This window comes from Shinella sp. WSC3-e, assembly GCF_945994535.1.
Classification (GTDB): Bacteria; Pseudomonadota; Alphaproteobacteria; order Rhizobiales; family Rhizobiaceae; genus Shinella; species Shinella yambaruensis.
In genome coordinates this window covers 141530-160579 of the sequence record NZ_OZ000535.1, presented here as the reverse complement: position 1 = coordinate 160579, position 19050 = coordinate 141530, and the positions used below count along the sequence as shown (strand labels likewise).

The 19050-nt window shown below is 68.0% G+C and carries 18 protein-coding genes; 3 read left to right on the top strand and 15 right to left on the bottom strand.

The annotated features are described in order from the left end of the window. Positions 1 to 158: 158 nt before the first annotated feature. From AABF56_RS33140 to AABF56_RS33130, 3 genes are all read right to left on the bottom strand, one after another. Entirely contained in the window at positions 159 to 1442 is a 1284-nt protein-coding gene (locus AABF56_RS33140) for an NAD(P)/FAD-dependent oxidoreductase (protein ID WP_272809010.1), read from the bottom strand. A gap of 130 nt (positions 1443 to 1572) precedes the next feature. After that, positions 1573 to 2469 (bottom strand): fructose bisphosphate aldolase, encoded by an 897-nt coding sequence (locus tag AABF56_RS33135; protein ID WP_272808886.1) that lies wholly within the window; start codon positions 2467 to 2469, stop codon positions 1573 to 1575. A 70-nt stretch (positions 2470 to 2539) separates the two neighbouring features. After that, complete coding sequence (locus tag AABF56_RS33130; protein WP_272808885.1) at positions 2540 to 4045, bottom strand: winged helix-turn-helix domain-containing tetratricopeptide repeat protein; 1506 nt, start codon at positions 4043 to 4045, stop codon at positions 2540 to 2542. Between the two features lie 132 nt (positions 4046 to 4177). Here AABF56_RS33130 and AABF56_RS33125 point away from each other — a divergent pair, with 132 nt between their 5' ends. Next, positions 4178 to 4381 (top strand): DUF1127 domain-containing protein, encoded by a 204-nt coding sequence (locus AABF56_RS33125; RefSeq protein ID WP_272808884.1) that lies wholly within the window; start codon positions 4178 to 4180, stop codon positions 4379 to 4381. Positions 4382 to 4404: 23 nt separating this feature from the next. Further along, complete coding sequence (locus AABF56_RS33120) at positions 4405 to 5571, top strand: MFS transporter (RefSeq protein WP_272808883.1); 1167 nt, start codon at positions 4405 to 4407, stop codon at positions 5569 to 5571. A 6-nt stretch (positions 5572 to 5577) separates the two neighbouring features. On the opposite strand, the gene yghU is transcribed toward AABF56_RS33120, so the two are convergent. After that, positions 5578 to 6492 (bottom strand): glutathione-dependent disulfide-bond oxidoreductase, encoded by a 915-nt coding sequence (yghU, locus tag AABF56_RS33115; RefSeq protein ID WP_272808882.1) that lies wholly within the window; start codon positions 6490 to 6492, stop codon positions 5578 to 5580. Positions 6493 to 6898: 406 nt separating this feature from the next. On the opposite strand from yghU, the gene lhgO reads away from it, so the two are divergent. Continuing rightward, on the top strand, positions 6899 to 8092 hold the full coding sequence (gene lhgO, locus AABF56_RS33110; protein ID WP_272808881.1) for an L-2-hydroxyglutarate oxidase: 1194 nt from the start codon (positions 6899 to 6901) through the stop codon (positions 8090 to 8092). A 35-nt stretch (positions 8093 to 8127) separates the two neighbouring features. Here lhgO and AABF56_RS33105 read toward each other — a convergent pair whose 3' ends face one another. From AABF56_RS33105 to AABF56_RS33055, 11 genes are all read right to left on the bottom strand, one after another. Further along, complete coding sequence (locus AABF56_RS33105) at positions 8128 to 9489, bottom strand: amidase (protein ID WP_338341944.1); 1362 nt, start codon at positions 9487 to 9489, stop codon at positions 8128 to 8130. A gap of 2 nt (positions 9490 to 9491) precedes the next feature. Further along, a complete protein-coding gene (locus AABF56_RS33100; protein WP_244769126.1) occupies positions 9492 to 10724 on the bottom strand; it encodes an ABC transporter substrate-binding protein in 1233 nt (410 codons plus the stop codon). Then, entirely contained in the window at positions 10724 to 11800 is a 1077-nt protein-coding gene (locus AABF56_RS33095) for a CobW family GTP-binding protein (RefSeq protein WP_272808879.1), read from the bottom strand. The genes AABF56_RS33100 and AABF56_RS33095 overlap by 1 nt, the downstream gene beginning before the upstream one ends. Further along, a complete protein-coding gene (locus tag AABF56_RS33090; RefSeq protein ID WP_244769124.1) occupies positions 11793 to 12125 on the bottom strand; it encodes a hypothetical protein in 333 nt (110 codons plus the stop codon). Before AABF56_RS33090 ends, AABF56_RS33095 begins: the two co-directional genes overlap by 8 nt. 190 nt (positions 12126 to 12315) lie before the next feature. Next, on the bottom strand, positions 12316 to 13197 hold the full coding sequence (locus AABF56_RS33085; protein WP_272808878.1) for a polysaccharide deacetylase family protein: 882 nt from the start codon (positions 13195 to 13197) through the stop codon (positions 12316 to 12318). 31 nt (positions 13198 to 13228) lie between these two features. Next, positions 13229 to 14323, bottom strand: coding sequence for an ABC transporter ATP-binding protein (locus AABF56_RS33080; RefSeq protein WP_272808877.1), 1095 nt, complete (start codon positions 14321 to 14323; stop codon positions 13229 to 13231). Positions 14324 to 14380: 57 nt separating this feature from the next. Beyond that, positions 14381 to 15613 (bottom strand): ABC transporter substrate-binding protein, encoded by a 1233-nt coding sequence (locus AABF56_RS33075; protein ID WP_064333788.1) that lies wholly within the window; start codon positions 15611 to 15613, stop codon positions 14381 to 14383. A gap of 99 nt (positions 15614 to 15712) precedes the next feature. Further along, entirely contained in the window at positions 15713 to 16480 is a 768-nt protein-coding gene (locus AABF56_RS33070; RefSeq protein ID WP_272808876.1) for an SDR family NAD(P)-dependent oxidoreductase, read from the bottom strand. Between the two features lie 73 nt (positions 16481 to 16553). Then, positions 16554 to 17288 carry an SDR family NAD(P)-dependent oxidoreductase gene (locus AABF56_RS33065; RefSeq protein ID WP_272808875.1) on the bottom strand — a complete coding sequence of 245 codons (735 nt, stop codon included), beginning with the start codon at positions 17286 to 17288 and terminating at the stop codon, positions 16554 to 16556. Then, a complete protein-coding gene (locus tag AABF56_RS33060; protein WP_244769119.1) occupies positions 17288 to 18133 on the bottom strand; it encodes an ABC transporter permease in 846 nt (281 codons plus the stop codon). Before AABF56_RS33060 ends, AABF56_RS33065 begins: the two co-directional genes overlap by 1 nt. 3 nt (positions 18134 to 18136) lie before the next feature. Then, positions 18137 to 19042, bottom strand: coding sequence for an ABC transporter permease (locus AABF56_RS33055; protein ID WP_064333784.1), 906 nt, complete (start codon positions 19040 to 19042; stop codon positions 18137 to 18139). Positions 19043 to 19050: the final 8 nt, after the last annotated feature.

The window sequence follows — 19050 nt, the reverse complement described above, 5'->3', positions numbered from 1 at the left end:
GCCACCGCAAGATTCCTTGCAAGGCTCTGCAAGGCCGCGCCCCGGGTAGGACCGCGACAGGCAATTCGGCAGGAAAAACAAGGCACGGGAACCAGCGGCTCCGAAACGCGGAGCCGCGACCGGACGGCCGGGCATGCGGGGGGGCGCCGGCGGCCTCGCTACCGCTCGTTCCGGTGAATGTCGCGCTGGGTGATCAGGCGGGCGCTGTTGCGGCCGGTGGCATAGGACCACAGCCAGCTCAGCGCCACGGCGATGCGGCTGCGGGTGCCGATCAGGAAGAAGATATGGGCGATGCCCCAGAACCACCAGGCCAGTGCGCCCTTCAGCTGGATGCGGCCGAAATCCACCACCGCCGCGCTCCTGCCGATCGTCGCGAGATTGCCGGAATGGCGATAGCGGAAGCGCGCCGGCGGCGGCTTTCCGGAGAGGCGCGCGCGCAGCAGCCCGGCCACGAAGCGCCCCTGCTGCTTGGCCGCCGGCGCGATGCCCGGCACCGGCGTGCCGTCCTCGTTGAGCACGCTCGCCGTGTCGCCGATGACGAAGATTTCGGGATGGCCGGGCACGCTGAGATCCGGCCCGACCCGCACGCGCCCCGCCCGGTCGACCTCCGCGCCGAGCCAGGCCGCGGCGGGAGACGCCTTCACGCCCGCCGCCCAGATGACCGTGCGGGCGGCGATCTCGTTTTCGCCGATGCGCACGCCCTCGTCCGTGATGTTCGTCACCGCCTCGCCCGTCTGCACGCTGACGCCGAGCCGGGTGAGCGCCGCCTGCGCATAGGCCGACAAGCTCTCGGGAAAGGCCGGCAGGACGCGCGGCCCCGCCTCGACCAGGATCACGCGGGCGGTGCGCGTATCGATGGTGCGGAATTCCTTCGGCAGGATGTGCTGCGCCAGTTCGGCGATGATGCCGGCAAGCTCGACTCCGGTCGGCCCGGCGCCGATCACCACGAAGGTCAACAGCGCCGCGCGCTCCTCGGCGCTCCCGGAGACCTCGGCCTTCTCGAAGGCGAGGAGCACGCGGCGGCGGATCGTCGTCGCGTCCTCGAGCGACTTCAGGCCCGGTGCCGCGCCCTCCCATTCGTCGTGGCCGAAATAGGAATGCCGGGCGCCGGTGGCGAGCACCAGCGTGTCGTAGGCAAGCGGCGCGCCCTCCTTGAGGCGGACGAGGCGTGCCGCCTCGTCGATGCCGACCACCTCGCCGAGGATCGTCGTCACGTCCGCGCGCGTCTTGAAGAGGTTGCGGATCGGCCAGGCGACGTCCGAGGTGGGCAGGATCGTCGTCGCCACCTGGTAGAGCAGCGGCTGGAAGAGGTGGTGGTTGCGCTGGTCGACGATCGTGATGCGCAGCCCCGGGAACCGCAGCGCCTTGACCAGCGCGAGGCCGGCAAAGCCCGCACCGACGACGACGAGGTGGTGGGTGTTGGAGGAAGGCACATCCTGCATGTTCGTCATCCCGCTTGTCCTCTTCCACACGCAGACGCCGCGAACGAGGCGGCGCCCCGTTCGCGGCGTGCGTTTCATGCTGTTTCAGGGCAAGCGCCGCGCCCGCACCGGCGCGGCCGCGGCCCTGCCGTCAGACCTTCACCACGCTGGCGGTGTAGATCTCGTCGATCGTCCTGCCGAGGCTGGCATTGAACTCGGCATCGTTCATCGTCACGCGCAGATCCTCGGTGAGGGCGCGCGAGAAACTGGCGATCATGCCGTGGTTGCGGCTGAGCTTCTCGCAGGCATCCGCCCGGCTGTAGCCGCCCGAAAGAGCGACGACGCGGGTGACCGCCTTGTGGTCGACGAGCGGCCTGTAGAAATCCGCGACCGTCGGGATGGTGAGCTTGAGCATCACCTTCTCGCCCGCCGGCAGCGCATCGAGTTCCCGGGCGATCTCGTCGCGCAGGATCGTCTCGGCCTCCTCCTTGCTCGGGCTCTTGATCGAGACTTCCGGCTCGATGATGGGCACGAGGCCGTGGCCGAGGATCTGCCGGCCGACCGCGAACTGCTGCTTCACCACGGCGGCGATGCCGGCCCTGTCGGCATGGGCGATGACCGAGCGCATCTTGGTGCCGAAAATGCCCTTCTTCACCGCGCGGGCAAGCAGGGCGTCGAGATCGGGCATGGGCTTCATCACCTGCGCGCCGTCCTCCTCGGCGGCAAGGCCCTTGTCGACCTTGAGGAAGGGCACGACGCCGCGCTCCTCCCACAGATAGGACGGCACCGACCTGCCGCCGGCCTCGCCGTCCATGGTCTTCTCGAACAGGATGGCGCCGATCACCTTTTCGCCGGTGAAGGCAGGCGCCGTCATGATGCGCACGCGCATCTCGTGCATCAGGCGGAACATCGCCTCCTCGCCGTCATAGTCGGTCTCGGCGATGCCGTAGAGCCGGAGGGCGCCGGGCGTCGATCCTCCGCTCTGGTCGAGGGCGGCGATAAAGCCCTCCTTGCCGGTCATCTGCGCCATCATCCTTGCATCGGCCATGGTTTCCTCCCTGTTGCGGGCCGGGACGCGGCGCGCCCCGCCCTGATCTCGTCTTCCCCGCCGCCCGGCCTCATGCCGGAAGGCCGGCCTTGCGGTAGCCCTCGACGAAATGCGCCCGCGTCGCGGCATCGCGGAACGGCTCCGTCTCGGCCCATTGGCTGGTCGAAAAATGCGGGTTCGCGACCAGGAACAGTTCGACCTCCGCCCGCGCCTCGTCGAGCCGGCCGAGCTGGGCAAGGCTTGCCGCCAGGAAACGGCGCGAGCCCGTGCGGTAGGTCTCGTCCCGGGTCAGCGTCTCGACGGCGGCCTCATAGGCGCCGGCGGCATATTGCGCCTGGCCGAGCGTCAGATAGTACCAGCTCGCCGGATAGGGATTGAGCCGGAACGCCTTGCGGATCTGCTCCAGCCCCTCCTCGATGCGCCCGGCGAGGACGAAGATGTCGGAGAGGGTGGCGAAGGTGTCGGCCTCGTTCGGATCGAGCGCGATGGCTCTTGCGAATTCCGCATCCGCCTCGTCGAAGCGGCGCTCGTAGGCGAGCAGGTTCGCCAGCACCCAGCGGCAGCCCGCGTCGTTGGGATCGATCGCGACGGCCTTTTCCGCAAGGGCAAGGGCGAGGCGGCGGGCCGGCTCCTCCGGCTCGCCCCAGTGCACCCAGCCCATCCAGTGGTTCATGGCGAGCCAGCGATAGGCCTCGGCATAGTGAGGGTCGAGCGCGACGGCGCGCGTCAGCATCAGGTGCGCCTCGCGCGCCGTCTGCGGCGAATCGTCGATCAGCTTGCGCGCCCGCACGCACAGGTCGTAGGCTTCGAGGTTGTTCGGCCGGTTGCGCGGCGGCGGGGCGCGCAGGCGCCCGAGCAGCGCCTCGACGATCTTGCCGGCGACCTCGTCCTGCACGGCGAAGATGTCGTCCAGGCTGCGGTCGAAACGTTCGGCCCACAGGTGGTCGCCGTTCTGTGCATCGACCAGCTGCGCGTTGATGCGCACGCGCCCGCCGGCGTGCCGCGCACTGCCCTGCAGCAGGTAGCGCACGCCGAGATCCTCGGCGATGGCGCGCACATCCGCCGCCCGGCCCTTGTAGGCGAAGACCGAGTTGCGGGCGATGACGAAGAGGCCGGGCATGCGGGAAAGGTCCGTGATGAGATCTTCCGTCAGCCCGTCGGAAAAGCTCTCCTGCTGCGGATCGCTGCTGACATTGACGAAGGGCAGCACGGCGATCGACGGCCTGTCGGGCAGCGGACGGGGCATGCGATCCACCCGATGCGGCGCGATGGCCCCGGTGAAGCGATAACCGACGCGCGGCACCGTCGAGATCCATTCGCCGCCGCCTTCGGCCGGGCCGAGCAGCTTGCGCAGCTGGGCGATCTGGACGGTGAGGTTGCCCTCCTCGACGGCCGTGCCGGGCCAGGCCGCATCCATCAGCTCGGCCTTGCCGAGGATTTCGCCGGGCCGCCCGACGAGCGCGGCAAGCAGCTTCAGCCCGCGATGGCCGACGGCAACGGGGTCGTCGTTCCGAAGAAGCGTTCCCGCACCGGAATCAAGCACGAACGGACCAAAGGCAAAGCGCGATCCCTGCATAGGGCGCATCTATAACCGGTTTTGGAAGTTTTTGAGAACTTTTTGGGAAGGTTTAAGGACGGTTCCCGTCCGCCTCCCGCACAATCCAGCCTTCAGGACCGGGTTTTCCCCGAAAATCCGATGGAGGTTGCCATGACCCACATTCGCGCGGCAAGACTGCCCGCCCCGCCCGGCCTTGCAAGCCTCGGTGCCCTTCTGGCCGCCTGGGACGCCCGCCTGCGCTTTCGCTGGGACCTCGCGCGCAAGGCGGCGGAGACCCCGCACCTGATCGCCGATATCGGCCTCACGCGCGACGAGGTCGCCGCGGAGATCGCCAAGCCGTTCTGGCGGGTATAAGACGGGACCATGTCGAGGTTTGCATGACGGCCGAAAGCACGACAGCAGGTGAGGAGCGCGGCATTCCGTGGGCCGCGATGGCCGGCATCATCGCGACCGTGTCGGTCTTCGCCCTGGCGCAGGGGCTGACCTATCCGCTGCTCAGCTTCATCCTGGAACGGCAGGGCACGACGCCCGGCCTCATCGGCCTGTCCGCCGCCATGACGCCGCTCGGCTTCATCGTCTCGGCGCCGCTCATTCCGGTGCTCGCGCGGCGCGTCGGCGCGGCGCGGCTGGCGGTCCTGTGCGCGCTCCTCGCCGCGCTCACGCTTGCGGCCATCGGGCTCGTGCAGGACGTGCGGGCCTGGATGCCGCTGCGTCTTCTCCTCGGCGTCTTCGCCAATCCGCTCTATGTGATCAGCGAGACCTGGCTGATCGCGCTCACGCCCGCCGCGCGCCGCGGCCGCATCCTCGGCCTCTATTCCTCGGTCGTCTCGGGCGGCTTCGCCATCGGTCCGCTGTCGCTCGGCCTTGCGGGCACGGCGGGCTGGGCGCCGTTCCTCGTCGGCATCACCGCCTTCGTCCTCTGCAGCCTGATCGTTTTCGCCGTCGCCCGGCGCCTGCCGGACCTGCCGCGGGAAGGCGAGACGGCATCGGTCGGCGGCATTTTCGCGCGCGCGCCGCTCCTCCTCTTCGCGGTCTTCACCGCGGCGGCCTTCGAGCAGACCTTCGTGTCGCTCTTTGCGGTCTATGGCGCGGCGCTCGGCAGCGGCGAGGCCCGCATCGCCGCGCTCATCACCGTGTTCATCGCCGGCAATGCCGTGCTGCAGGTCGTGCTGGGGCGCATCGCCGAGCGCTGCGGGGCGGCGCGCACCATGCTGGCCTGTGCGCTTGCCGCGCTTTTCTTCTGCCTGCTTCTGCCGCAGGCCTTTGCCGCCTGGCCCGTCTGGCCGCTGCTCTTCGTCTGGGGCGGGGTCTCGTTCGGCATCTACACCATGGCGCTGATCCAGCTTGGCGAGCGCTTCACCGGTCAGGCGCTGATCGCCGGCAATGCCGCCTTCGCCCTCGTCTGGGGCATCGGCGGCATGACCGGCTCGCCCGCGGCGGGCCTCGCCATGCAGCTGATCGGCCATCAGGGCCTGCCGGCCGCGCTCGGCCTCCTGTGCGCCGTGCTGGCCCTCCTCTTGATGGCGCGGCGACGGCGGGCCTGATCGGCCTTATGCGGTCCCGTTCGCCTCCAGCTTGTCCTGCGTCTTCGTGTCGAAGTCGGCGGCGTCGTGGCGCTCGTGCAACTGCTCGGACGGATCGCCGCTCAACCGGTTCACCATGCGGCCGCGCCTGACCGCCGGGCGGGCCGCGATCTCGGCCGTCCAGCGCTGGACGTTGCCGTAGCTCCGGACATCGAGGAAGGTGCCGGCATCGCCATAGGCCTGGTTGAGCGCGAGGTTGCCGTACCACGGCCAGATGGCCATGTCGGCGATCGTGTAGTCGTCGCCGGCCATGAACCGGTTGTCCGCCAGATGCCGGTCGAGCACGTCGAGCTGGCGCTTCACCTCCATGGCATAGCGGTCGATGGCATATTGGATGCGCATCGGCGCATAGGCATAGAAATGGCCGAAGCCGCCGCCGAGGAAGGGCGCCGAGCCCGTCTGCCAGAACAGCCAGTTGAAGGTTTCCGTGCGGGCGCGCAGCGCGCTCGGCAGGAAGGCGCCGAACTTCTCGGCGAGATAGAGCAGGATGGAGGCGGATTCGAAGACGCGCACCGGCGCGCCGCCGCCCGCCGGCGCGTGGTCCATCAGCGCCGGGATCTTGGAATTCGGATTGACCGCGACGAAGCCGGAGCCGAACTGGTCGCCATCGCCGATGCGGATGGGCCAGGCATCGTATTCGGCGCCCGCATGGCCGGCGGCCAGAAGCTCCTCCAGCATGATCGTGACCTTCACGCCGTTGGGCGTGGCGAGCGAATAGAGCTGCAGGGGATGCTTGCCGACCGGCAGGTCCTTGTCATGCGTCGGGCCGGCAATGGGGCGGTTGATATTGGCGAAGGCACCGCCATTGCCCTTTTCCCAGGTCCATACCTTCGGAGGCTCGTAGCCGGCGGGGAAATTGTCGGCAGGGGATTTCTCGGTCATGAATCAATCCTTGTCTTTGCGCGAACGCATCCGGCCTGCCGGATGCACCTTGCTCCATATAGGAAGGCGAAAGCAGTTTCTTATCCCCTCCCGCGGTTCCCGTGCAACGCAGGGTCATCGCCTCTGACGTTCGACGGTGCCGCACATCCCCTTCTCCCCCGCGGGGAGAAGGTGGCCCGAAGGGTCGGATGAGGGGGTGGCTCCATGCGGATCGTTTGCGCCTTCGACACCCCCCTCATCCGCCTGCCGGCACCTTCTCCCCGCGGGGGAGAAGGGGAAGAAGGCAGCGGTTTTCTTCCATAGGCGATGACCCGCCTTCAACGGGGCAGGATCACGCCGGAATGGCGCGGGGCTATGGCGGATGCCGGGCGGTTGGCGCATAGTCCGCCGCCGAGAGGCAAGACACATGAAATACGATTACTGCGTCATCGGCGGCGGCATCGTCGGGCTGGCAACGGCCATGCGGCTTCTGGAGGATCGTCCCGGCAGCAGCCTGGTCCTCCTGGAGAAGGAGGCGGCGCTCGGCCGGCACCAGACCGGCCACAACAGCGGCGTCATCCATGCCGGCATCTACTATCCGCCCGGCAGCCTGAAGGCCGAGCTGTGCCGCGAGGGCGCCGCCGCCACCAAGGCCTTCTGCGCCGAGAACGGCATCCGCTTCGAGACCTGCGGCAAGCTTCTCGTCGCCACCTCCGATCTCGAAATGCAGCGCATGGACGCGCTTTACGAACGCTCGAGGCAGAACACGATCGAGGTGCACCGCCTCGGCGCGGACGAATTGAAGGACCGCGAGCCGAATATCCGCGGCCGCGGGGCGCTCTTCGTGCCCTCGACCGGCATCGTCAGCTATGCCGAGGTCTGCGAGGCCATGGGACGCCGCATTGCGGCCCTCGGCGGCGAGATCCGCCTGTCCACCCGCGTGACCGGCCTTCGCGAGGCACCGGACGCGGTGACCATCGGGTCGGACGGCGAAAGCTGGCAGGCGCGCAAGCTGGTGGTCTGCGGCGGTCTCCAGTCGGACCGGCTCGCCCTTCTCGCCGGCCTGTCGATCACGCATCGCATCGTGCCCTTCCGGGGCGAATATTACCGCCTGCCCGCCGACAGGAACGACATCGTCCGCCACCTGATCTACCCTATTCCCGATCCCGCCTTGCCCTTCCTCGGCGTCCACCTGACCCGGATGATCGACGGCAGCGTGACGGTCGGGCCCAATGCCGTGATCGGCTTTGCCCGCGAGGGCTATCCGCGCCTTTCCGTCAACCTGTCCGACATGGCCGACTACGCGCTGTTCCCCGGCTTCTGGAAGACCGTGTTCGCCAACCGGAAATCGGCCGTGACGGAGCTGCGCAACTCGCTCTGGAAACCGGGTTATCTCGCGCAATGCCGGAAATACTGCCCGGGCCTTAAGCTTGCCGACCTCCTGCCGCACGAGGCCGGCATCCGCGCCCAGGGGGTGGGGAGGGACGGCACCCTCATCCACGACTTCCTGTTCGTCCAGACGGAGCGCATGCTGCATGTCTGCAACGCGCCCTCCCCCGCCGCCACCTCCGCCATCCCGATCGCCAGGATGATCGCCCGCCGCCTGATGCGGGAGCCGTGACGGGCACGCCGGAACGATGCCGCTTCGGCTGCGCCCTAGCGAAGCCAGCCGTCCACCGCGGCGGCGGCGGCAAGGACCCGTTCGTCGCTGTCCTTCGGCCCCGAGAGAAGGAGCCCGACGGGCATGCCGCCGGCCCCCGTGCCGCAGGGCAGCGAGACGCCGCACCAGTCGAGGAAATTGCCGACGAGCGTGTTGCGCAGCGTCTTGCCGTTGGTCTGGAAGAACAGGTCCTCGTCGTCGAGCAGCGGCTGGACCGGCGGGGCGACATGGGGAAGCGTCGGGCTGATGAGGATATCCTGCGTGCCGAGCCGCGCCTCGAAGGCGGCCGTCAGCCTTTCGCGGGCGGCCAGCGTTTCGAGATAGTCGGACAGCGCGATCTTCTCGCCGAGAAGCGTGCGCTTGACGACGCGGGGATCCATTTCGGCCGCCGCCGGGCCGGTGATGCGCGCGCGGTGGAGCACGAAGGCCTCAGCGGTCACCAGCGCGCCGTGCCGCGCCATCACGTCGAAGACCGCGGAGAATTCCGGGAAGGCCTGCCGGCGGATGCGGGCGCCCGCCCGCGCCAGGCGCTCGACGGACGCTTCGAACGCGGCGACGACCTCCCGCTCGGCCCCGTCGAAGAACACGGTCTCGGGAATGACGAAGGAGAGATCGGCGGGGCTGAGGCGCGGCAGCGGGCCGGCGGCCGCCTGCCCGCGCATGGCGGCGTCGATCCACACCGCATCCTGCACGGTGCGGCAGAGCGGGCCGAGCGAATCGAGGCTTTTGGCCAGCGGGAACACGCCGTCCATGGCATAGCGCCCGCGCGTCGCCTTGTAGCCGACGATGCCGTTGAAGGCGGCGGGGATGCGCACCGAGCCGCCGGTATCGGTGCCGATGGAAACGGGCACGAGCCCCGCGGCGACCGCGACGCCCGAGCCGGAGGAGGAGCCGCCCGGAATGCGGTGCTCGCCGGCCGGCGAGGCCGGGTTGCGCGGCGTGCCGTAATGCGGATTGATGCCGAGGCCGGAAAAGGCGAACTCGCTCATGTTCACCCGCCCGACGCTGACCATGCCGGCGCCGGCGAGCGCCTGCACCACGGCCGCGTCGCGGCCTGCGGGCGCCGCATCCTTCAGCACGCGCGAGCCGGCGGTGGTCGGCAGGCCCGCAATGTCGAAAAGGTCCTTCCAGGCGATCGGCACGCCATCCAGCACGCCGTGCGAGCGCCCTTCGCGCAGGCGCCGCCGCGCGGCCTCCGCTTCCGCCTTCGCCCGCTTCTCCAGAAGAACGGTGAAGATCGCGGCGTCCGGATGGGACCGGATGGCGGCAAGCGTCTCTTCGGCGAGCGCGACGGGATCGAGCGCGCCCGATTGCAGGAGCACGGAAAGCTGGGCGATCGACCGCGGCTCTGTCGTCATCGTCAAATGTCCTTCTCTGCGCGCCCGACGAGCTGCATCCAGCGGCGGACGAGATAGTTGTGTTCATCCATGGTCGTGTTCCAGACGGCGATGCCGTTGGCGCGCTGCCAGTAGGAACCGCCGCTGCGCACCGCACCGCGCTTGACGCGGACGGCGCCGTCGGGACCCGGCAGGTCCTCCCGCGCGGCGAGGCCTTCATACCAGTAGTCCCACTCGGCGGCGCTCATGTAGCGGCGCGAGCGCTCCGGGGTGGAGATATAGTAGCCCTGCCGGGCGACGACCGCGCCCGGCCAGCCGGAAATCCACCAGTTGAGATAGTCGTAGGCGACATCGAGCATGCGGCCGGAAAGCCGCCGGGAAAGGCACAGGCCGCCGTGCCAGGCGCGATAGCCCTCCACCGGGGTCGCCTGCTCGACGGGGAAACCCCGGCCGTTAAGGATGCCGATGCCCGTCGACCACATGCTCTGGATGTCGGTTTCGCCGGCCACCATCAGCCCCGCGGCCTCTTCCGCCGTGCGCCAGAACCCCCGGAAGAAGCCCGCCTTGCGCCGCGCCTCCAGGATATCCATCAGCTCGTCGATCTCCGCCACCGTCATGTTGCCGATATTGCCGAAGCTCATCAGGCCGGCCGCCTGCGCGGCGAGCGCGGCGTCGAAAATGCCGATCGCCGGCTCGTCGACGAGCGCGGCGCGGCCGCTCCAGCGTTCGTCGAGCAGCGCGGCCCAGCTGTTCATCGGCGCAAGGGGATCGGCGGCATCGCTGCGATAGGCGAAGCTGTCGAAATTGTGCGTCGTCGGCAGCATGGAGATGCGGCCGGTCGGCGTGTCGCCGAGCGCGAGGCTCGGCTGGACATAGAGCTTGCGCGCCGGCACGTCGCCCTGGCCCATGCGGGCGCTCGGGCCGATCTGGCCGGTCTTCGTCAGGTCGTTGATCTCGTCCCAGAGCGCAATGCGGGCAATCTCGATCGGCTGGATGGCGCGCCAGTACCAGACGATGTCGAGATTGTGGAAACACTGGTCGTAGATGTCGTAGCGGTCGGGCTCCTGCGCGGCCTTGTGCTGGGTGACGATGAAATCGTTGTTGTCGAAGCTGACCTCGATGCCGAGATCGGCCTCGGCCTTCACGCGCAGCTCCTCCAGAAGCGAGATGGCCGTGCCGAGCACGCGCAGCTTCGGCTTGCCCGCCGTATGGACGGCCGGTGCGGCCGGTTCCGGTTTCGGGGAATGCTTGTTCATCAAGGGCTCTGGGCGTTGCGAACCGGTGCGGCTGCCTCTGGCTGCGGACTGTCTGCGGCCTTCCCGGCAAGCGCGAAGGCGTTGAAGGACCGTTTCAACAGGTTCGGATCGAGACCGTCAACAATAAAGACGATGCGCGAGGAGCGCTCCCCCGCCGGCCAGGCGTCCATATGCACGGGCGGATGGACGAGATGCTGCACGCCATGCACCGCCACCGGCCGGTCCTCGCCCGCGATGTCGAGCATGCCCTTCACCCGCAGCACGCGCTCGCCATGGCGGTTGAGCAGCATGGTGAGCCAGACGCCGAAGCCGGTCCAGTCGATCGGGGTATCGACGGTGATCACGAAGGAGGAGATGGCCGCCTGGTGCGGCGTACCGTCCGCCGTCACCAGCCCGGCGGGGGCATCGCAGTAGAAGCCGCTCGCCGATTGCAGTCTTGCCGCCCGCTGCGCCGTGTCATCGCCGAAGAGCGCATCGGCGCCCGGCCCATCGGCCGCCGCGATGTGGCTTACCGCGTCCGGGTTGAGCTCGGCAAGCCGCGAAAGCAGGCGCACCAGAGCGGCATTGCCCGGGCAAAGATCCGCCTTGGTGACGACGATGCGGTCGGCGATGGCCGCCTGCCGGTTCGATTCGACATAGGTGTCGAGCTGGGCGAGGCCGTTGACGGCATCGACGGTCGTCACCACGCTGCCGACACGAAAATGATGGCGCAGCACGGGATCGGATTTCAGCGTCGAGAGCACCGGGAAGGGATCGGCAAGACCCGTGCTCTCGATGACGACGCGGGTGAAGGGCGGCACGAGGCCGCGGTCGCGCTTCGAATGGAGATCGCGCAGCGCCTCGGCCAGCTCGCCGCGCACGGTGCAGCACACGCAGCCCGACTGCAGCAGCACCATCGTGTCGTCGATGCGCTCGACGAGATGATGGTCGAGGCCGACCGCACCGAATTCGTTGATCATGACGGCGGTATCGGCGAGCGCCGGATCGGCAAGCAGGCGCTTCAGCAGCGTGGTCTTGCCCGAGCCGAGGAAGCCGGTCAGCAGATGGACGGGCGTGAAGGCGGGAATGTCAGCCATCGCTTACGCTCTCCATGCGCGCGATCAGCACGGGATCGAGCGGATCGCAGGGACGGCCGGCAAGGCGCTCGGCGGCCGGCCAGAGGTGGCCGAGGTCCTCGATCATCTCGCTCTTGCCGGTGCGCGTCGCCAGCACGAAGGATGAGCCCTGCCAGTCGGAAAGGCCCATGCCGAAGGCGGCGAGCACGCGGTTGACAGCTGTCACCCGCCGGGCGCGCTCGCGTCGCCGGTCGAGCCGCTCGACATTGCGCGTGTAGACGCCGGGCCGCGCGGCCGCGTCCGTCCAGTGCTGGTCTCCGCCGATGACACCGCATAGGGAGCACATGGGGTTTCGTCCTTTCTTCCTTGGTGCACCCCCCTCTGGCCTGCCGGCCATCTCCCCCTCAAGGGGGGAGATCGGATGGAGCACCGTTTCGCCCATCTCCAACGTCGCTCTTGGATCAGGAGTCCCGCCCCCTGCCAATCTCCCCCCTTGAGGGGGAGATGGCCGGCAGGCCAGAGGGGGGTGCTCGCCCCTACTTCTTCCGCGGCGACCGCCGCGCAAAATCATCCGCGACCTCGTCCATCGTCACGAACTTCACGCCCGGATGCCTGATCATATGCGCATAAAGCCGCTCCAGCATCATCAGCACCTGCGGCCGGCCGGCGACGTCGGGGTGGATGGTGATCGGGAAGACGGCATAGTCCATCTCGCGGTAGACCCAGTCGAACTGGTCACGCCACATCTCCTCCAGATGCCGCGGATTGACGAAGCCGTGGCTGTTCGGCGATTTCTTGATGAACATCATCGGCGGCAGGTCGTCGAGATACCAGGAGGCCGGGATCTCGATGAGGTCGGTCTCGTGCCCGCGCTTCAGCGGCACCATCCAGTCCGACGGCTTCTTCGAATAGTCGATCTTGGTCCAGCTGTCGCCGACGCGCACGTAATAGGGCGTGAAGTCGTTGTGCATCAGCGAGTGGTCGTACTTGATACCCCGCTCCAGAAGCAGCTCGTTGGTGACGTTGGAGAACTCCCACCACGGCGCGACATAGCCGGTCGGGCGCTTGCCCGAGAGTTTCGAGACGAGCTCGATGCTCTTGTCGAGCACCTCCGTCTCCTGCTCGCGCGTCATGGCGATGGGGTTCTCATGGGTATAGCCGTGGATGCCGATCTCGTGGCCGGCCTCGGCGACGGCCTGCATCTGCTCGGGAAAGGTCTCGATCGAGTGGCCGGGGATGAACCAGGTCGTCTTGACGCCGAACCGCTCGAAGAGCTTGAGGAGGCGCAGGCTGCCGACCTCGCCGGCGAAGATGCCGCGCGAGATGTCATCCGGCGAATCCTCGCCGCCATAGGAGCCGATCCATCCGGCCACCGCGTCGACGTCGACGCCGAAACTGCACAAAATCTCTTTTGCCATTTTGTATCTCCTTGGTTCCCTCAAAAAAGGATCAATGGGCCGGGATGACCGTCGCCTCGGCGGGGTTCCAGCTCAAAAGAACGGGGGTTCCGGCCGGGAACGCGCCCGGGCGGTACTTGTCGACATGGGCTTCGAGCGCGACGGCCCGCCCGTCCTGAAGCCGCGCCGTCAGATGCGCGATATGGCCGACGACCTCCGAGCGCTCGATGCGGGCGTCCACCCGGTTCTTCGCGCCGGACAGCGCCGCCTCGCCCGCCGCATGCACCTCGATCGCCTCGGCCGGCACGACGAGATTGACGCGGCCCTTCTCGGCGAGCGCGCCGTTGGCGCGGCCGCAAAGCGTGCCGATGCCTGTCGTCACCACCACGTCCTCGCCCTCGCTGCCGGCGACCTCGCCCGCAAGCACGGTGTTGCGGCCGATGAACTGCGCGACGAAGGGCGTGTTCGGGCGGGTGTAGAGCTGGTGCGGCGGGCTCACCTGCTCGATGCGGCCCTGGTTCATCACTACGATGCGGTCGGAGAGCGCCAGCGCCTCCGACTGGGCGTGCGTGACGAAGATGAAGGTGACGCCGAGGCTCTTCTGCAGGAGCTTCAGCTCGTTCTGGATGGCCTTGCGCAGATTGGCGTCGAGCGCGCCGAGCGGCTCGTCGAGCAGCAGGATATCCGGCTCGACGACGAGGCCGCGGGCGAGCGCGATGCGCTGGCGCTGGCCGCCGGAGAGTTTCTCCGGCTTGCGCTCGGCGATGTCCTCAAGGCCGAGCGTCGCAAGGATGCGGTCGACCTTCGCCTCGCGCTCGCCTTTGGGAACACCCTTGACCTCCAGCCCGTAGCCGACATTGCGGCGCACGCTCATATGCGGGAAGAGCGCGTAGTTCTGGAAGATCATCGAGGTCGGGCGGCGCTGCGGCGGCACGTCGTTCATCCGCTCGCCGCGGATCAGCATGTCGCCGGAGGAAATGCCCTCGAAGCCGGCGATCATGCGCAGCGTCGTCGTCTTGCCGCAGCCGGACGGGCCGAGGAAGGCGATGAACTCGCCCTTGCGGACGGACAGGTTGAAGTCGATGACGGCGGGCGTGCCATTGTCATAGACCTTGCCGACATTGTTGAGTTCGAGGTCGAACAGCATCAGGAAATCTCCGGTCGCGGACCGGGGCCACGCGCGCCCCGGTCCTTCGTCTTGGGATCAGGCGTTGAGGAACTCGTCCCACTTCTGGATGAGGTGGTCGTATTCGTCCGGCCACTGGTGCCAGTAGGCGACGTTCTTCGCGCGCTCCTCCAGCGAGCCGCCGTCGCGCAGGTCCCCCTCCTTGATGCCGCGCTCCTCCGCGCCGACCCAGGGCTTGCCCTCGTACCAGAAGGCGTATTTCTCCGGGGACATGACGTCCTTGATGTTGGTGGAGGGCGAATAATAGCCCTGTTCGGAGACCGTGATGCCGGGCTCGCCCGAGAGCCAGTAGTCGGCATAGGCGATGACGGCGTCGCGGTTGGCCGTGCCGGCGATCATCGAGGGGCCGATCGCCCAGCCGCGATAGCCTTCCTTCGGCACGGCGTATTTGCAGGCCTTGCCCTGCGCCTTGACGGCCATGACGGCCGGCTGCCAGGCGTCGCAGACGACCATCTCGCCCGAGGCCATCAGGTTGACCAGCTCGCCGAAATCGCCCCAGAGCGCGCGGAACTGGCCTTCCTTCTTTTTGGAGACGAGGAAGGCGGCAGCCTCGTCGATCTCGGCGGCGGTCGGGTTGCCGGGGTTCTTCACATCCGACAGGCCGAGCGTGTTCATCGCCATGATGGCTTGGCCGAAGGCGATGAGCGGGTCGGTGTTGAGGCCCGACTTGCCCTTCCACTTCGCATCGAAGATCGCCGTCCAGGTGTTGGCCTCCTCGTCGGAGAGCACATCCGGATTGTAGCCGATGGAATCGTAGTTGTAGACGGCGGGCACCATGTTGAGCACGGTCTGGCCCTCGTCCGCCCAGATCTGGCCGACAATCTGCGCGGCGCGGTCCCACTTGTCGCTCGCCGTGGTGAAGGTGTCACGGATATTGGCCCAGTTCTTCAGCGAGGCGGCCGGGATCGTCTCGACATTGTCGGTCATGACGATGGAGGGCAGGCGCTCGGCGATGATCTCCCAGCAGTCGTAGTCCTTCGAGCCCGAGAGGATCTTCGTCTGCGCGTCCGGGAAGGTGGCGGCGGTGCCCGAGGTGCCGCCGACGCCGGAGGCCTTCTTGAACTCCTCAAGGATGCGCTCCTGCACCGTCACGGAAAGGCCGATGGTGCGCAGCTGCTGGCCGGCGAGGTCAGCGGCCTGCGCGAAGGCCATGCGCGAGGAGAGGAACGGCGTGCCGCCGCCCATCGCCAGCGCCATCACCCCGGCCGAGCGCTTGAGGAGCGAGCGGCGATTGATTTCCGACTTGAACATGTCTCTTCTCCAGTTGTTATCGTTCCCCGGAGCCGCCCCGCGGCTCCTTTTTGTCTGCAATTCCGGGCGCAAACCGCTGCACATGCTTGCCGGGATTGCTCAGTACCGGCCCACCAGGAGGCCGCCATCCACGACCAGCACCTGGCCGGTCATGTATCTCGCGCTGTCGGAGGCGAGGAACACGGCGACATCGGCGATGTCCTCCCCGGTCCCGAGCCGCCCCATCGGAATGAACTCCGCCGCCTTCTCCGCCCCCGCGGGGCCGAGCGAGTTCTCCTCCGAGAGAAGCTGCGCGGTGCGGATGTAGCCGGGCGCGATGCCGTTCACCCGCACGCCGTCGCGCGCCATCTCGACGGCAAGGCCCCGCACCAGGCCGACGACGCCGGATTTGGCCGCCGAATAGTGCACGTGCTCGTCCCAGCCATAGGCGACGCCCATGATGGAGGAGAGCGCGACGACCGATCCCGACCGGCGGGCGCGCATGCCGGGCGCGGCGGCCCGCACGAGGCGGAAGATGCCCTTGAGGTCGATGTCGAAGGTGAGGTCCCACTTCTCGTCGGTGAGGTCGGCCAGCTTCGTGCGGTGCGCGATGCCGGCATTGGCGACGACGACGTCGATGCGGCCGTGCCGCGCCTCGACATCGGCGACCAGCGCGTCGGTCGCCTTCGTCGAGCGCACGTCATAGAGGTGGAACTCCGCCGCGCCGCCCGCGGCCGAGATCGCCGCCGCCGTCTCCCGGCCTTCCCTTTCAAGAATGTCGGTGACGACCACATGGTCGCCCAGGGCCGCAAACGCCTTCGCGGTGGCCGCGCCGATGCCGATGCCGGCCCCTGTGACGATGACGATGCGTTTCTTGTCTGCGCTCATGGCTGTCTCCGAAGTCAAAAGGGGGCGATCGCATGGGGCGACCGGTCCATCCGATGGGCAAGCGTCGTCGGGGTCACAGCATCACGTCCCCGCTGTTCGGCCCGAGCGTCTGCCCGACGAAGAGGCTGGCGGCGGGGGATGCGAGGAAGGCGACGGTCTCGGCCACCTCCTCCGGCTCGCCGAAGCGGCCGAGCGGCAGACCCGCCCGCTTGGCGGCCCGCCAGTCCTCCGAAAGCTGCATGACGAGCGGCGTGTTGATCGGGCCGGGCGCGACGGCGTTGACCCGCACCCCGCGGGCGGAAACCTCGCGGGCAAGCGCCTTGGTCATGCCGATGATCGCGGCCTTGGCGCCGGAATAGTGCACGAGCTCGACGCCGCCGATCTGGCCGAGCTGCGAGGCGACGTTGACGATGACGCCCGCCCCGGCGGAGAGCATCGCCGGCAGCACGGCCCTGGTCATCAGGAACGTGCCGCGCACATGCACGGCGAACATGCGGTCGAAATCGCGGACGTCGAGGTTCTCGAACAGCGCCTGATGGGCGATGCCGGCATTGTTGACGAGCAGCGTGACATCGCCATGCGCCGCGACGGCGGCAAGATGGATGGCCGCGACATCCGCCTCGCCGGAGACATCGCCCGCCACGGCGACGGCCTTGCCGCCCGCCGCGCGGATCTCGTCCGCCACCGCCTCGGCGCGCTCGGGCGAGAGGTCGTTGACCGTCACGGCGTAACCGTCCGCCGCGAGCTTTTGCGCGATGGCGCGGCCGATGCCGGAGCCTGCGCCGGTGATAAGAGCAGCGCCCGCCATCACGCCTCCTCCTGGATCGCCATGCGCTTGGCACGGCGCACCGACAGACCCATCAGCACGGCATAGGTGCCGAGCAGCGCGAAGGAGAACAGCGTGGTCAGCACGCCGAAGGCGAAGACGTTCGGATGCACTTCCACCGAGAAGGTGCCGTAGATGGCGAGCGGCAGCGTCAGGTCCCGGCCCGAGGCGAAGAGCGTGCGCGAGAACTCGTCGTAGGAGAGCGTGAAGGCGAAGAGCATGGCCGAGAGAACGCCGGGGAAGATCAGCGGGAAGGTGATCTTGCGGAAGGTGCGCGCCGGGGTGACGCCGAGCGACCAGGCGGCCTCCTCCACGCTCGGATCGAAGCGGTTGAAGATCGCCAGCATGACGAGGAAGGCGAAGGGGAAGGTGTAGACGACATGCAGCACGAAGGCCGTGCCCCACCAGTGGCGGTCGACGCCGAGCGTGTTGGCGACCAGCGCCATGCCGAGGCCGACGAGCACGCCGGGCACCATCATGCCGAGCACGATGAGATAGAAGACGACGCCCGAGCCGCGGAACCTCTTGCGGAACGCCTGGGCGGCGGTGACGCCGAGCACGGTCGAGACGATCATCGTCATGACGGCGAGCGCCAGCGAGCGCACCAGCGCCTGTTCGATCGGCAGCGGCGCGATGCGCGAGGGCGGGGTGAGGCCGAAGAGGTGCTTGTACCAGTAGGTCGACCATTCGATGATCGGGAACTGCGGCCCGCCTTCCGGCCCTGTCTGGAAGGAGAGGATGGCGAGCACGGCGAGCGGGCCGTAGAGGAAGACGATGAACAGCGTCGTATAGAGGCCGAGGCCGAGCTTGATGCCGGAAGCGTTCATGGCTCAGAGCTCCTTCCTGAGATCGACGACCCGGAGCAGCGCGGCGACGACCGCGCCCATCAGGATGGTCAGCACCACGCCGGCAACCGCGGCGAAGGCCCATTTCAGCGACCCCACCTGGGTGACGATGATGTTGCCGAGAAGGTTGACCTTGCGGCCGGAAAGCGCGGCCGAGGTGGCGAACTCGCCGAGCACCATCACGGAGACGAAGATCGCGCCCACCACCACGCCCGGCATGGAGAGCGGCAGGATGATGGTTCTGAAAATCCGCCAGAAGCTCGCCCCGAGATCCTGCGCCGCCTCGATGACGGAAGGGTCGATGCGGCCGAGCATGAAGGCGATCGGCCCGACCATGAAGACGCAGTAGATCTGCGTCATGCCGATGATGACGGAGAGCTCGGAGAACAGCAGCACCTCGATCGGCTGGGTGACGATGCCGAGCTTCATCAGGATCATGTTGATCGCGCCCTCCTTGCCGAGCATCGGCCGCCAGGCGAGCACGCGGATGAGGAAGGAGGTCCAGAACGGGATGACGCAGAGCACCAGGAGTGCCGTCGAAAGCGTCTTGTTCTTGACGAAGAGCCCGACGAAGAGCGCCGCCGGATAACCGACGAGGAGGGTGGAGACGAGCACGATCAGCCAGATGCGGACCGTCGTCCAGAGCGCGCCGAGATAGGTGTCGGAGGAGAAGAAGGTGATCCAGCTCTTCAGCGTCAGCGTCGGCTCGATCTTGAAGGTGGTCTGCGTCCAGAAGGAGACGTAGACCATCATCAGGATGGGCGCGACGAGGAAGAGCAGCATCCACAGGACGCCGGGGGCGAGCAGCCAATAGGTGCGGTCCGGCTGCCTGCGGGTGGAAGGCGCCGCCGTTTCGACGGGCGTGTCATGGCTGGTGGCGGCCATCGTCATCTCTCATT

Coding starts and splice junctions, on each gene's coding strand:
- AABF56_RS33055 (WP_064333784.1), bottom strand. CDS start 19,042: ATGACGATGGCCGCCACCAGCCATGACACGCCCGTCGAAACGGCGGCG.
- AABF56_RS33095 (WP_272808879.1), bottom strand. CDS start 11,800: ATGGCTGACATTCCCGCCTTCACGCCCGTCCATCTGCTGACCGGCTTC.
- AABF56_RS33090 (WP_244769124.1), bottom strand. CDS start 12,125: ATGTGCTCCCTATGCGGTGTCATCGGCGGAGACCAGCACTGGACGGAC.
- AABF56_RS33100 (WP_244769126.1), bottom strand. CDS start 10,724: ATGAACAAGCATTCCCCGAAACCGGAACCGGCCGCACCGGCCGTCCAT.
- lhgO (WP_272808881.1), top strand. CDS start 6,899: ATGAAATACGATTACTGCGTCATCGGCGGCGGCATCGTCGGGCTGGCA.
- AABF56_RS33085 (WP_272808878.1), bottom strand. CDS start 13,197: ATGGCAAAAGAGATTTTGTGCAGTTTCGGCGTCGACGTCGACGCGGTG.
- AABF56_RS33120 (WP_272808883.1), top strand. CDS start 4,405: ATGACGGCCGAAAGCACGACAGCAGGTGAGGAGCGCGGCATTCCGTGG.
- AABF56_RS33140 (WP_272809010.1), bottom strand. CDS start 1,442: ATGCAGGATGTGCCTTCCTCCAACACCCACCACCTCGTCGTCGTCGGT.
- AABF56_RS33080 (WP_272808877.1), bottom strand. CDS start 14,323: ATGCTGTTCGACCTCGAACTCAACAATGTCGGCAAGGTCTATGACAAT.
- AABF56_RS33130 (WP_272808885.1), bottom strand. CDS start 4,045: ATGCAGGGATCGCGCTTTGCCTTTGGTCCGTTCGTGCTTGATTCCGGT.
- AABF56_RS33070 (WP_272808876.1), bottom strand. CDS start 16,480: ATGAGCGCAGACAAGAAACGCATCGTCATCGTCACAGGGGCCGGCATC.
- yghU (WP_272808882.1), bottom strand. CDS start 6,492: ATGACCGAGAAATCCCCTGCCGACAATTTCCCCGCCGGCTACGAGCCT.
- AABF56_RS33125 (WP_272808884.1), top strand. CDS start 4,178: ATGACCCACATTCGCGCGGCAAGACTGCCCGCCCCGCCCGGCCTTGCA.
- AABF56_RS33060 (WP_244769119.1), bottom strand. CDS start 18,133: ATGAACGCTTCCGGCATCAAGCTCGGCCTCGGCCTCTATACGACGCTG.
- AABF56_RS33075 (WP_064333788.1), bottom strand. CDS start 15,613: ATGTTCAAGTCGGAAATCAATCGCCGCTCGCTCCTCAAGCGCTCGGCC.
- AABF56_RS33065 (WP_272808875.1), bottom strand. CDS start 17,288: ATGGCGGGCGCTGCTCTTATCACCGGCGCAGGCTCCGGCATCGGCCGC.
- AABF56_RS33135 (WP_272808886.1), bottom strand. CDS start 2,469: ATGGCCGATGCAAGGATGATGGCGCAGATGACCGGCAAGGAGGGCTTT.
- AABF56_RS33105 (WP_338341944.1), bottom strand. CDS start 9,489: ATGACGACAGAGCCGCGGTCGATCGCCCAGCTTTCCGTGCTCCTGCAA.